The 13,285-nt window shown below is 74.7% G+C and carries 9 protein-coding genes; 6 read left to right on the forward strand and 3 right to left on the reverse strand.

Annotated features, from left to right (window positions below):
- Positions 1 to 23 precede the first annotated feature (23 nt).
- The 6 genes from AH6_RS18700 (at position 24) to AH6_RS18725 (ending at position 9,467) form a co-directional block, all read left to right on the forward strand.
- Entirely contained in the window at positions 24 to 2,000 is a 1,977-nt protein-coding gene (locus AH6_RS18700; RefSeq protein ID WP_083983140.1) for a serine/threonine-protein kinase, read from the forward strand.
- A complete protein-coding gene (locus tag AH6_RS18705) occupies positions 1,963 to 4,488 on the forward strand; it encodes a protein kinase domain-containing protein (RefSeq protein ID WP_067481526.1) in 2,526 nt (841 codons plus the stop codon). Before AH6_RS18700 ends, AH6_RS18705 begins: the two co-directional genes overlap by 38 nt.
- A 49-nt stretch (positions 4,489 to 4,537) precedes the next feature.
- Positions 4,538 to 5,839: a serine/threonine-protein kinase gene (locus tag AH6_RS18710; protein ID WP_067481527.1), complete on the forward strand. Its 1,302-nt coding sequence runs from the start codon at positions 4,538 to 4,540 to the stop codon at positions 5,837 to 5,839.
- A gap of 255 nt (positions 5,840 to 6,094) precedes the next feature.
- Complete coding sequence (locus AH6_RS18715) at positions 6,095 to 6,874, forward strand: electron transfer flavoprotein subunit beta/FixA family protein (RefSeq protein ID WP_067481528.1); 780 nt, start codon at positions 6,095 to 6,097, stop codon at positions 6,872 to 6,874.
- Positions 6,875 to 6,896: 22 nt separating this feature from the next.
- Entirely contained in the window at positions 6,897 to 7,847 is a 951-nt protein-coding gene (locus AH6_RS18720) for an electron transfer flavoprotein subunit alpha/FixB family protein (protein WP_067481529.1), read from the forward strand.
- Between the two features lie 123 nt (positions 7,848 to 7,970).
- Complete coding sequence (locus AH6_RS18725; RefSeq protein WP_067481530.1) at positions 7,971 to 9,467, forward strand: hypothetical protein; 1,497 nt, start codon at positions 7,971 to 7,973, stop codon at positions 9,465 to 9,467.
- Between the two features lie 4 nt (positions 9,468 to 9,471).
- On the opposite strand, the gene AH6_RS18730 is transcribed toward AH6_RS18725, so the two are convergent.
- The 3 genes from AH6_RS18730 to AH6_RS18740 all read right to left on the reverse strand — a co-directional run bounded on the left by AH6_RS18730 (position 9,472) and on the right by AH6_RS18740 (position 13,278).
- Positions 9,472 to 11,235, reverse strand: a complete 1,764-nt coding sequence (locus AH6_RS18730; protein ID WP_067481532.1) for a serine/threonine-protein kinase — start codon at positions 11,233 to 11,235, stop codon at positions 9,472 to 9,474.
- A gap of 86 nt (positions 11,236 to 11,321) precedes the next feature.
- Positions 11,322 to 12,581: an MFS transporter gene (locus AH6_RS18735; RefSeq protein ID WP_067481534.1), complete on the reverse strand. Its 1,260-nt coding sequence runs from the start codon at positions 12,579 to 12,581 to the stop codon at positions 11,322 to 11,324.
- A gap of 178 nt (positions 12,582 to 12,759) precedes the next feature.
- The gene (locus tag AH6_RS18740; protein WP_245679374.1) at positions 12,760 to 13,278 is read right to left on the reverse strand and encodes a TetR/AcrR family transcriptional regulator; all 519 of its coding nucleotides are present in this window, start codon (positions 13,276 to 13,278) and stop codon (positions 12,760 to 12,762) included.
- Positions 13,279 to 13,285: the final 7 nt, after the last annotated feature.

Below are 13,285 nucleotides of genomic sequence, written 5' to 3' on the forward strand. Positions count from 1 at the left end.
GCGAGGGTAGGGTTTCGTAAACGATGAAGGGGGTTGCCACGTCCGGGGATGACATCGGCCAGGACATGATCGGCCACTACCGCGTGCTCCGCACCCTCGGCGAGGGCGGCATGGGCGTGGTGCACCTGGGCGCCGACGCCGAGGGCCGCAACGTCGCGATCAAGGTGCTGCGTCCGGCGGTGGCCGGGGACGCGACCGCGCGCCGCCGGCTGGCCCGCGAGGTCGACTCGATGCGGCGCGTGCACAGCCCGCACGTGGCCGAGATCCTGGACGCCGACGTCACCGCCGACCGGCCCTACATCGTCACCCAGTACGTGCCGGGCCGCACGTTGGAGGAGATCGTCGAGGAGTCCGGCCCGATCTACGCGACCGGGCTGCAGCGCCTGGCGGTGGGCCTCGCCTCGGCGCTGTCGGCGATCCACGGCGCGGGCATCGTGCACCGCGACCTGAAGCCCGGCAACGTGATGCTGGTGGACGGCGAGCCGATCGTGATCGACTTCGGCATCGCGCAGGCCGCCGACGCCACCCGGCTGACCGCCACCGGCATGGTGATCGGCACCCCCGGCTACCTGGCCCCCGAGATCATCGAGGGCGAGGAGGCCGGGCCGCCCTCGGACGTGCACGCCTGGGCGGGCACCCTCGGCTACGCCGCGACCGGGCGGCCGCCGTTCGGCTCGGGCACCTTCGAGTCGATCTTCTACAAGATCATGCAGAACACCCCGGACCTGGCGGGCACGCCCGAGGCGCTGCTGCCGCTGCTGCGCTCGGCGATGGCCCGCAACCCCGCCGAGCGCCCCACCGCCGTGCACCTGGTGCAGCTGGCCCGGCGCCTCCACATGGAGGCGACCATCACCGACCAGACCATGGTCGACGAGCAGGTCGGCGCGCCCTACGGCGAACCCTTCGACGAGCACGCCACCCGCGCCGACGCCGGTCCGGACCTCGAAGAGACCTCGCCCGACCACTCCCGGTCGTTCGGCATGCCCTCCCACCTGCCCACCGCGCCGCCGCCGGGCCCGCCGCCCAGCCCGGCCGGGAGCGCCGCCGTGCCGATGCCCGCGCCCGTCCCGGCGCAGCCCAAGGACTTCAAGGGCCTGCTACCACCGGCGGCCCCGCCGCCGGTGCCGCCGCCCGCGCCCGCCCCCTACGAGTCGCGGCCGTACGAGCGCCCGCAGCCGTACGAATCGCGCCCGTACGAGCGGCCCCCGTCGTACGACCAGCGCCAGCCCGCCGCCTACGCGCCGCAGCCCTACCAGGACCGCCCGCCGCCGCCCGCCACGCAGGAGCGGCAGCCCGCGCCCTACGACCCCTACGGCCCCGGCACCCGATCCGACCCCACCGGCGAGGCCACCCGCCGCGACCGGCCCCGCCAGGACAAGCCCGACCGGCCCAAGCCCTACGGCTGGTACCGGGTGCTGAGCCTGCTGGTGCTGGTGGCGCTGCTCGGCTTCGCCAACATCGCGCCGATGCTGGCGGTCGGCGTCACCGTCGTCGGCGTGCTGGTGTTGCGGATGGGCGACAAGGCCGCCAAGGGGATGGAGAGCAAGCGCACCCGCCGTGGCCCGCGCACCGGCGACGCGGTGGCGGCCGCGTTCACGTCGCCGCTGCACCTGCCGGGCGCGGCGATGGTCACCGTCATGCTGGCGGCGCTCTGCGCGCTCGCCGCGATGATCGCGCTGGGGGTGTTCATGTTCGCCGCGCCGGACCTGACCGCCTCCAAGGCCATCGCCTACACCGCGATGCTGGTCATCGTGCTGCTGTGCCTGGCGCCCGGCAGCGGGGCGCCGCGCCGGCAGATGGCCCGCCTGTGGGGCGCGGTGCTGCCGCGCGCCGAGGCGGCCATGGCGGGCGCGCTGATCCTCGCCGTGTTCGCCGCCGTCCTGGTAGTGCTGTCGCAACGGCAGCCGCCCAACACCACGCCGCTCACCGGCATGAGCCAGAGCCTTGAGGACCTGCGCACCGATGTCCGCGACCTCGTCTCCCGGGTCCCGTTCCTCTGACGGGACCTGGCACCGTCCCGACCCCGCCACGGCCGCCGCGCCGCCCGGCGAGGACGGGCCGCCCGACGCGATCGGCCCCTACCGGCCGGTCGCGCTGGTCGGCGCGGGCGGCATGGGCCGGGTGTTCCGCGCGATCGCGCCCGAGGGCCGGTTCGTGGCGGTCAAGACCCTGCACCCCCACCTGGTGGACGAGGGCGACGCGCGCGTCCGGCTGCGCCGCGAGGTGGAGACGATGCGCCGGGTGCGGGCCCGGCGGGTCGCCGAGATCCTGGAGTTCGACGTCGAGGCCCCGGTGCCCTACATCGTCACCCGGTTCGTGGAGGGCCCGCCGCTGCTGGAGGTCGTCGGCGACACCGGCCCGCTGGCCGGGACGGCGCTGTGGCGGGTGGCGCTCGGCACCGCCGAGGCGCTGGAGGCGATCCACCGGGCCGGGGTGGTGCACCGCGACATCAAGCCCGGCAACGTGCTGCTGGAGAACGGCGAGCCGGTCGTCATCGACTTCGGCATCTCCCAGGGCGTGGACGACACCCGGCTGACCCACGGCGGCGGCCGCTCGGGCACCTGGCGCTACCTGGCGCCCGAGCTGCTGGAGGGCGACGACGCGGGCCCGCCCGCCGACGTGTTCGCCTGGGCCGCGCTGGTCGCCTACGCCGCCACCGGCCGCGACCTGTACGACGCGCCCAACGACGCGGCGGTCTGCGTCCGCATCATCCGCGGCGACCACGACCTGTCGGACATTTCCGAGGAGCTGCGCCCGGTGCTGGCGGCGGCGCTGGCGTCCGACCCGGCCGCGCGCCCCGGCGCGGAGGCGCTGGTGCGGCAGCTGCGCGCGCTGCGCCCCGACTCGCTGGGGATGCGCACGGTCTCGGGCGGCACCGGCCCGCACAGCGGTCAGTTCAGCGGTTCCCCGACGGGCCCGCAGACGGGCCCTCAAACCGGCCTGCAGACAGGTCCGCAGACCGGCCCGGCCGCCGACGCCACACCTGCCCGCATGCCCGCCCGCGCCCGCCCGCTGGCCCCGATCGGCCCCTACCGGCCGCTGCAACGGCTCGGCCGGGGCGGCATGGGCGAGGTGTTCCTGGCCCGCGCCGACGACGGCCGCATGGTCGCGATCAAGACGCTGCACCCGTTCCTGCCCGCCGAGTTCAAGGCCAAGGAACGGCTGCGCCGCGAGGTGGAGGCGATGCGCCGCATCCGCAGCCGCCACGTGGTGGAGCTGGTGGACGCGGCCGTGGACGGCGACCCGCCCTACATCGTCACCCGCTACGTCGAGGGCACCTCGCTGCTGGAGGCCGTCAAGGGCCGGGGCCCGCTGCCGCGCGAGGGCGTGCTGAAGCTCGCCGGGGGCCTCGCCGGGGCGCTGGCGGCGGTGCACGCCGCGCAGAGCGTGCACCGCGACATCAACCCCGGCAACGTGATGCTCGTCGCCGGGGAGCCGATCGTCATCGACTTCGGCATCGCCTATCTGACCGGCGCCGACCGGCTGACCCGCGGCCCCATCGGCACCCCCGGCTACGTCGCCCCCGAGGCGCTGGAGGACGCGCAGGTCGGGCCGCCCGCCGACGTGTTCGCCTGGGCCGCGACCGTCGCCTACGCCGCCACCGGGCGGCGCGCCTACGAGGCCACCAGCCCCGCCGCCTACGTCCGCCATGTCCTGGACGGCGTGCCGCCCGACCTGGACGGCATCGAGGGCGATCTGCGCGAGGTGCTGGAGGAGGCCCTGCAACGCGACCCCGGCGCGCGGCCGAGCGCCGCCGAGCTGGCCGCCCGCTTCGCCAACCCCGGCACGATCGCGCCCCGCCTCAGCCTGCGCCGCCCCGAGGAGCCCAAGCCGCCCCTGCCGCCCAAGCCCGAGCCGCCCGCCCAGCCGCCCGGCCGCGACCAGCTGGTGGCGGGCGGGCGCGCCGCGTTCGCCAAGGCCGGGTTCCACCTCACGGTGTCGGTCATCGAGGTCTCCCTCGGCGACGCCAAGCGGGAACTGGCCGCCGCCGCACGCGCGCACGCGTTGGGCGGCGACTGGGCCCCGCACGCCGCCGGATACGCCGGGCGCGCCCTGGAGGCCGCCGGACGCGCGATCCGCGACGCCCAGACCGGCACCGGCGTGCCCGCCAACGGCCCCCGCCTCGCCGAGATCATCCGCGCCGCGCAGCTGTACGCCGCGCACGCGCGCGAGCTGATGGCGGGCCGCGCGCTGCCGCCCGCGCGGGTCGCCGACGTGCGCCGCGCGCTGGCGATGCTGGACGCCACGCACTTCACCCGCGTGCGGTTCAAGGAGGGCTACGACCCGGCCGAGGTCGACGCCTTCGTCGCGCAGATCCGCATCTGGCTGTCGGGCGAGCACCGCGACCTCGGCCAGGTGGTCGGCGCCGACGACGTCCGCGGCCAGACCTTCACCGTGCGGCGGCTGCGCGAGACCTACGACCGCGGCGAGGTCGACGGTTTCCTCGCCACGATGGAGACCGAACTGCGGCGTCTCGGCTATTCCTGAGCGCGGGACCGATCTCCGGTGGCCCGGTGTCGATAGGGTGGCGAACCCTATGAGCAGGGACATCGGCCACCAGGAGAACATCGGCCCCTACCGCCTGCTGAGCAGGCTGGAAGGCGGTCCGGGCGTCGCCTACCGCGCCGCCGGGGAGTCCGGCGACGTGGCGATCCGGACGTTGCCCGCCGGGGCGGCGCGGCCCGGCGCGCGCCTGGACGTCGAGCGCATGAAACAGGTGCTCAGCCCTTACGTGGTGGACGTCCTGGACGGCTCGCCCGACGCCGACCCGCCCTACGTGGTGTCCCGCCTGGTGCCGGGCCGCCCGCTGTCGGAACACCTGGCCGAGCACGGCGCGCTGCGCGGGGCCGCCCTCCGCGCGCTGGCGATCGGCCTCGCCAAGGGGCTGGCCGCGATCCACCGCGTGGGCCTGACGCACGGCGCGCTGTCGCCCGGCACCGTGCGGATGGTGGACGGCGCGCCGGTCATCGTGGACTTCGGCGTCGAGCCCGGCGACGGCGCGGACGACGTGCACGCCTGGGCCGCCACGGTGACCTTCGCCGCCACCAGCGACGGCGGCGCGCCGCCCGAGCCGCTGGTGCCGCTGCTGCGCGCGGCGACCGCGCCGGACCCAGGCGGGCGCCCGTCGGCCGCCGAGCTGGCCGCCGCCGTCGCCGAGCTGGACCTCGGGCCCGCGCCCGTCCCCGCGCCGCGCCCGGTGCCCGCCGAGGCCGTCCCGCCTCCGGAGAAGGCCGGGGACGCCGGTGAGGCCGACGAGAGCGACGAGAACGACGCCTGGACCGACGAGGAGCGCGCCCACGAGCTGGCGGTCGCGCAGGGCTGGTCCCGGTTGTTGTCGGTGCTGGTCGTGGTGATCGCCGCCGGGGTCTCGATCATGATCCCGGTCGTGGGCCCGCTGTTGTCGATCGGCGCGGTCGCGCTGCTGCGCGTGGCGGGGGAGACCTCCGTCCGGGGCCGCCTGCTGGCCCTCGGCCGCACGGCGGTGACCTTGCCCTACGCGGCGTTCTTCACCGCGGCCGTGCCGCTGGCGCTCGCGGCGCTGTCGCTGCTGCGGCTCCAGGTGGACGCGCTGAGCGCCTGCGCGTTCGGGGCGGGCACCGGCACGGTCGTGTTGTGGGCGGCCCCGGGCGTCCGCGGCCCGCGCCGCCAGCTCGAACGCGCCTTCATGGCCGTCGCCGACGTGCCGCGCTGGATCGCCGCCGCCGGGATCGGGCTCGGCCTGCTGGCGTTCCTGGCGATCGTGGGCGCGATGTCGCTGACGCCCAGCTTCTCCCCGCTGTACGGGTTGCAGAGCACCCTGGCCAACGCGCTGATCCGCCTCCAGAGCGCCCTGCACTGACCGCGCTGGAGCTCCTCGGCCGCGAACCCTCGCCGCCACGTGGGTAAGGTCTCACTTCGTGGGATTTGCCATGGTGCTACCCATGGGTAACATCAGGACTGTACGGCTGGGCCGACCCCGGAGTCGAAGCTCGTTCGGGGGTTTGGCAGGCTGTGCCTGCGAAGTGCACAACCCGCGTCGCTCCGCCATGGGCGGCGTTCCTCTGACCGCGTACCCCCGCGGCGAAACTGAGTGCAGGGAGGTCGGCCGACGGCCATGAACATCGTCGTCCTCGTGAAGCAGGTTCCCGACACGGAGAGCCCGCGCAAGCTGAAGTCCGACGACAGCACGCTCGACCGCGCTGCGGCGGACGGTGTCATCAACGAACTCGATGAGTACGCCATCGAAGAGGGGCTGCGCATCAAGGAGGCCCAGGGCGGCGAGGTGACCGTCCTGACCATGGGTCCCGGCAAGGCCACCGAGTCCATCCGCAAGGCCCTGGCCATGGGCGCCGACAAGGCCGTGCACGTGCTCGACGACGCCCTCGCCGGCTCCGACGCGCTGCAGACCTCCTACGCCCTCCAGCAGGTCCTCGGCCGCACCGGCTTCGACCTGGTGGTGCTGGGCTCGGAGTCCACCGACGCGCGCACCGGCGTGCTCGCGGCGATGCTGGCCGAGCGCCTCGGCGTGCCGCAGCTGTCGCTGGCCAACAAGGTCGAGATCGACGGTCAGTCGATCAAGATCCAGCGGCAGACCGACTACGGCTACGACCGGGTCGAGGCGACCCTGCCGGCCGTGGTCAGCGTGGTCGAGAAGATCAACGAGCCCCGCTACCCCTCCTTCAAGGGGATCATGGCGGCCAAGAAGAAGCCGGTGGAGACGCTGGGCGTCGCCGACGCCGGCATCGACGCCGCGCAGGTCGGCCTGGCGGCCGCCGCGACCGAGGTCGTGGACTTCGCCGAGGCGCCGCCGCGCGCGCAGGGCCAGATCGTCACCGACGAGGGCGACGGCGGCGTGAAGGTCGCCGAGTTCCTCGCGTCGAAGAAGTTCGTCTGAGCGAGGAAGGGGATTAGGAACAATGGCTGAGATTCTCGTCCTCGTCGATCACGTCGACGGTGAGATCAAGAAGGTCGCCCTCGAACTGCTGACGCTGGCCAACCGGCTCGGCGAGGCCGCCGCCGTCTGGGTGGGTCCCGGTTACGAGGGCGCCAAGGACAAGCTGGCCGAGTACGGCGCGCAGAAGGTCTACGTGGCCGCCGACGAGGAGCTCACCTCCTACGTCGTCGCCCCGCGGGCCGCGCTGCTGGCCCAGCTGGTCGGCGAGAAGTCGCCGGGCGCGGTGCTGGTGTCGGCCACCGGCGAGGGCAAGGAGATCGCGGGCCGCCTGGCGGTCAAGATCGGCTCCGGTGTGCTGACCGACGTGGTGGACGTGGCCGACGGCTTCGTCGCCGAGCACTCGATCTTCGGTGGCGGCATCATCGCGCACGCCAAGGTCAAGACCGGCACCCCGGTCATCGCGGTCCGCCCGAACTCCATCGCCCCCGAGGCCGCTCCGGCGACCCCGGCCGAGGAGCAGGTCACGGTGACCCTGTCGGACACCGACAAGGCCGCCAAGATCACCGAGAAGGTCATCGAGGAGAAGGGCGAGCGCCCCGACCTCACCGAGGCCGCGATCGTGGTCTCCGGCGGCCGCGGCGTGGGCGGCGCGGAGAACTTCAAGCTGATCGAGGGCCTGGCCGACTCGCTCGGCGCGGCCGTCGGCGCCTCGCGCGCCGCGACCGACGCCGGGTGGTACCCGCACCAGTTCCAGGTCGGCCAGACCGGCAAGACGGTGTCGCCGCAGCTCTACATCGCGGTCGGCATCTCCGGCGCCATCCAGCACCGGGCCGGCATGCAGACCTCGAAGACGATCGTCGCGATCAACAAGGACGCCGAGGCGCCCATCTTCGAGCTGGTCGACTACGGCGTGGTCGGCGACCTGTTCCAGGTCGCGCCGCAGCTCACCGAGGAGATCACCAAGCGCAAGTAGGCGCCTGGTTCCTCACCGGAACGCCCCGCTCCCGGCCTGCGGCTGGCCGGAGCGGGGCGTTCCGCGTTCCGGTGGCCCCTACAATTCACCGCGAACCGTCTCCAGGCGAGAGGATTCGCCCCCTTGTCGCAGCCGCCCCCGCCCGACCTGCCCGTCCCGCCCCCGTGGGGGCATGCGCCCGCGCCGCCGCCGGTCCAGCCGTTCGGGCAGCCGCCCGCGCCGCCGTTCGGGCAGCACGAGGGCCAGCCGCACGGGCAGCAACACGGGCAGCAACACGGGCAGCCGGGCGCGCCCGGCGGGCCGCCCGCGCTCCGGGAGGCGCGGCTGTTCGACGGCATGACGCCCGGCGGCGAGCCGATCGTCCGGCGCCCGCCGGTGCCCGACGCCGAGCGCACCCCGCTGGGCAACTACCTGGGCCAGGCCCCCATCGTGCTGTCGGCGCGCGGGTTCGACGAGGACCGGCTGGACCCGGCGCGCCCCGCCGACGTGCCGATGAGCTTCCACACCGACGGCACCTGGATCTGGCCCGGCGGGACCGGCTACTACCTGCGCGTGCACGGCCTCTCGCCCGACCCGGAGCTGCTCGCCCACATCCGCGCCCGCGGCTACCGGGTGCCCGAGGTCTCCGAGGAGGCCAAGGAGGCGGCGGTGAAGGTCATCACCGGCCAGACCCCGGCCACCCCCGACCCGCAGCCACAACCCCAACCGCAGCCCGCAGGGCCGCCTCCGCTGCCGCAGGGCTTCGCCGCGCCGCCGCCCGCGCCGGGCACGGCCCCGCCTCCGGCCCCCTACGGCCCGCCCGGCGGCGCACCGCCGCTGGGCCCGCCCATGGGCGCGCCGCAACCGGCCTTCCAGCCCCCGATGGCCACCCCGCCCGCCCAGCCGAACCAGGGCCGCCGCGCCGTCGCGGGCATCCTGAGCGTGGTCCTGGTGATCGCGCTGTTCCTGGGCTTCCGCGTCCTGAAGACCGCCCTCAAGAAGGGCCTCAAGGACGACCGCTCGTCGGGCACCAGCAGCGCCCCGCCCTTCTCCCCTGGCCCCGGCAGTCCCAGCGCCCCCGGCAGTCCCAGCGCGGCGGCACCCGTCATCAACGCCCTCCCGGACCCCTGCCAGGCGGCCGCGCCCGCGCTGCCCGCCAAGGTGAAGGGCATCAAGGCCGAACCCAACACCTACAGCGCCTCGACGCGCGTCTGCGAATGGGAACGGCTGACCCTCTCCAACGGCCGCACCCTGGACATCCAGGTCGAGCGCAGGTCGGACGTCGCGGACGCGCAGCGGACCATGGCCTTCTTCTGGAAGACGGTGGGGGAGGACATCGCGAACGACGAGGGGTTCGACCTGAGCCGGGAGCGCCTGACCGGCCTCGGTGACGAGGGCTACGCCACCAAGTACGCCGCCCCGATCGTCAAGGGACCGACCGAGGCGAGCGCCAAGAGCTACTGGCTGGGCGGCGCGAAGCTGAAGGTCCGCCGGGCCAACATCATCATCGACGTGCGCTGGGGCGGGGCCGACGGCTACCGCCCCCAGGGCAGGCTGCTGAAGGGCCGCTACTTCGCCTACCCCGTCGCGAAGGCCGAAGCCGTCAAGGTCGTCCAGACCGTTCTGGCGCGGCTCGGCTGAGGGGTCACGACCGCGTCGGCGACGGCGTGCTCCCAGCCGCCTTGACCAGCTCGGGCGCGACCAGGCCCGGCAGCGCGGAGTAGGGGATCTCGATCCGGGTCTGGCCGCAGGCCATCTCGAAGCCGAAACCCGGGGTGTCCACCAGCGCCACCAGGTTCCGGGGCGTCAGCGCGACGTCGAGATAGCCCTCCTTCCCCTGGATCTGGGCGGCCTTGGGCCTGATGGGGCGCTGGGTCAGGCAGCTCCTGGTCGGGGACGCCAGCTCGCGGATCTGGGCGGCCAGCGCGTCCAGCCCCTTGCCCGACAGCCCGGCGGGGGTGAAGAGCTGCGCCGCCTTGAGGGGCTGCCCGGTCGTGAGATCGACGGTGACGGTCCGGACGCGGCTCCAGGACGAGTGCGAAACCGTCCTGGAGTTCAGCCTGATGTCGTACTGGACCGACAGGTAACGCGAGGTGCGCAGCAGGACGGTCGGCCTGACCGACGAGGACGACGCCTCGGCGTTGAAGTCGACCAGCGCCTTCCGGTACGCCTGCGCGCGATCGTCCACAGGGCTCCGCAGCGCGGCGTTGATGCGCCGGGCGAGCGCGGGGTCGCCGCCCTTGACGGTGGCGACCTGCCCGTTGACGGTGAGCGCCGGCGTGCCGGAGGTCTCGTTCACCCCGGCCAGCGCGAACGACAGCGGCGCGGGCCGCCGGGGCCGTGACGGGCCGTCGTCCGCCGCGACGTAGACGGCCGCGCCCCCAGCGGCGGTCACCGCGACCGCGCCGCCCGCGACGGCCACCGCGCCCTTGGTGCCGAGCACCCCGAGGACGCCCTTGCCGCTCGCGGCGACGGCCGTCCCGGACGTCCCGGCGGCGGCTCCAGCACCCCCGGCACTCGCCCCGGCCCCGCCCATGCCCAGCGCCGTCAGCGGGAACGCCATCGCCAGCGCGGCGGCGGCCCCGGCCAGCGCCCGCACGCCCGCGGCCTCCCAGTCCCGGCCGTAGGCGGCGGTCGCGACGGCCTCCAGTTCGGACACGAACGCCGCCGCGCCCGGCGGCCGGTCCCACGGGTTCTTGGCGAGGCCCTGCTCCACCAGCGGCCGCAGCGGCTCGGGCAGCGCTTCGGCCGGGATCGGCGCGGCCAGGTGGCTGTGCATCAGCGCCGCCCGGTCGTCGGCGGCGTAAGGGCGGCGACCGGTCACGCACTCGAAGAACACGCAGGTCGCGGCGTACACGTCGGTGGCGGGGGAGGCGGGCTCGGCGCGCCACTGCTCGGGGGCCATGTAGACGGGCGTGCCGGACCGGTCGGCCGCGCCCGCGTCCACCGCGATGCCGAAGTCGATGAGCTTGCTGAGCCCGTCGCCCCGCACGATCACGTTGGCGGGCTTGTAGTCGCGGTGCACGATGCCGAGGTCGTGCGCGGCGGCGAGGCCCAGCAGCGAGCCTTTCAGCACCGCGAGCGCCGCCTCGGCGGCCAGCGCGCCGCGTTCGGCCAGCACCGCCTTGAGGGACGCGCCGTCCACCGCCTCCATGACGATGGCCGCGCCCCCGGCCGTCTCCACCAAGCCGAAGATCCCGGCCACGTAGGGGTTGCGCAGCCGCCGCAGCAGCTCGGCCTCGCCCCGGAAACGCTCGCGGAAGTCCGCGTCCCGGGCCAGCCGCGCGCCCAGGTACTTGATCGCGGCGTTCTTGCCGGAGGCGTCGTGCCGGGCCAGGACGACCCGGCCCTGCGCGCCCTCGCCGAGCACCTTCAGCTCGGTGTACCCGGGAACCCGCCACTCGGTCATGCCACGCCCTCCGCCGGAGATCGACATAGGCGTTATATCGAACTCCGCGCGGAGGACGGTGGGCCGCGACGGCCCGGTGACATGGGTCAGGCGGCGACGGTGGGCCGCTCGCCGGCGTGCTCGGGCATCTCGGCACCGGCCACGGCCGCCTCGCTGGAGTGCGCCGAGACGTCGTCCGCGAACGGGCCGTCGGCAGCGTCACCGGCCATGTCGCCCCGGCCCAGCGGCACGAAGCGCGCCCCCACGGCGATCAGCAGCGCCAGCACGACGACCACGCCGACGCCCAGGCGCAGCGAGGTGGCGTCCGACAGGAAGCCCACCACGACCGGCCCCAGCAGCAGGCCGCCGTAGCCCATCGCGCCGACCTGCGCGACGGCCGCCGCGGGCTGCCCCGGCGCGGCGGTGCCCGCCAGCGAGATCGTGGTCGGCACGACGGTGCAGACCACCAGGCCGGTCAGGAAGAACCCGGCGATGGCCACCGGCGCGGCCGGGGCCAGCACGACCACCAGCATGCCCAGCGCGGTGCCGACACCCGCGCCGGTCAGCAGCCGCCGGGTGCCGAGGCGCATCCGCAGCCGGTCGCCGAAGACGCGGCCGATCAGCATGGCCAGCTCGAACATCGGGTAGCCCAGCGCCGCCACGGCCTGGGTCGCGCCCAGCTCGTCGTGCAGCAGCAGGCCGCTCCAGTCGGCGATCGAACCCTCGGCCATGAACGCGATGAACGCCAGCACGCCGATCAGGTACACGGCGGCGGGCATCTTGGCGCGCCGCCCGTCCGCCGACGCCGCCGGGGCGGCCGGGTCGGGCAGGTAGGTGCGGCCGAGCGCCAGCCCGATCGGCAGCGACACGACCGCGGCGATCAGCACGGCACCGGTGAAGCCCAAGCCCAGCGCGGCGGTGAGCACGCCGAACAGGCCGCCGCTCATCGCGCCCACGCACCACCCGGCGTGCATGCTGCTCATGATCGACCGCCGGTAGGCGTGCTCGACCACGCTGCCCTGCGCGTTCATCGCGATGTCGGTGATGCCGAAGGCCATGCCGAACAGCGCCACCGCGAGCAGCAGCAGCCCGTAGGTCGGGGCCAGCGCGACGCCGACGTAGGTCAGCGCCGTCAGCGGCAGCGCCACGCGCAGCACCGGACGGCTGCCGTAGCGGTTCATGACCGCGCGCAGCCCCTGCATGGCGACGACCGCGCCGAGGCCCCAGACGAGGACGACGATGCCGACGTCGCTCTCACTGGTGTGGAACTTCTCGGCCAGGGCGGGCATGCGCGCCACCCACACACCACAGAGCAGACCTGCCAGGGCGAAGGTCAGGAAGGTTCCCAGCCGGGCGCGGAACAACATTGTTCACCTCTTTCTCGTCTCGGGCGGGGCGCGGCCCCGGATCCACATGCAGGGGGTGACGGCACGCGCGGGGCGCGTGGGGCGTCGGTGACCGCACGGGGGCGTGCGGTGGCGGGAGAGGGCGTCGTGGAACGCTCCAGGCCCTACGCGGGCGGACGGCGGCCGGTGACGCCGGGGGTCAGCTCTCCAGCAGGCCGAGCAGCCGCTGTTTGAGCGCGTCGAGCTCGGCGGGGCCGTAGAGCTCGGGGGCGTGGCTCACCACTTCCCACAGGCCCTCGGCCGCCAGCCGGACCACCATGGCGGCCACCGGGTCGGGGTCCTCGCCGCAGGGCCGCTTGTGCCAGCGCGCCATGGCCTGGTTCAGCGGTTCGGCCAGCTCGGGGTCGGTGGCGGCGGCCGTGATGGCCGACCAGCGCCGGTAGTTGCGGGCCTCGCCGGTGAGGACCTCGAAGGTCGCCTCGACGTAGGCCCGGCTGTAGGAGCCGGGGGAGCCGTCGTCGAAGGAGGCCACCAGGCCGTCGAACTCCTCGATGACCCGGGCGACCAGCGCCCGGACGAGGGCCTCCTTGCCGCTGAAGTGGTAGAGCAGCCCGCCCTTGCTGACGCCGGCGCGGTCGGCGACCGCGGCCAGGGTGAGCGCCTGGGTCCCGTGCTCGGAGAGCAGGGACTCGGCGGCGTCGAGCAGGGCGTTCTTCATGATTCCT

Origin of the sequence: Actinomadura hibisca NBRC 15177 (assembly GCF_001552635.1) — a bacterium.
Classification (GTDB): Bacteria; Actinomycetota; Actinomycetes; order Streptosporangiales; family Streptosporangiaceae; genus Spirillospora; species Spirillospora hibisca.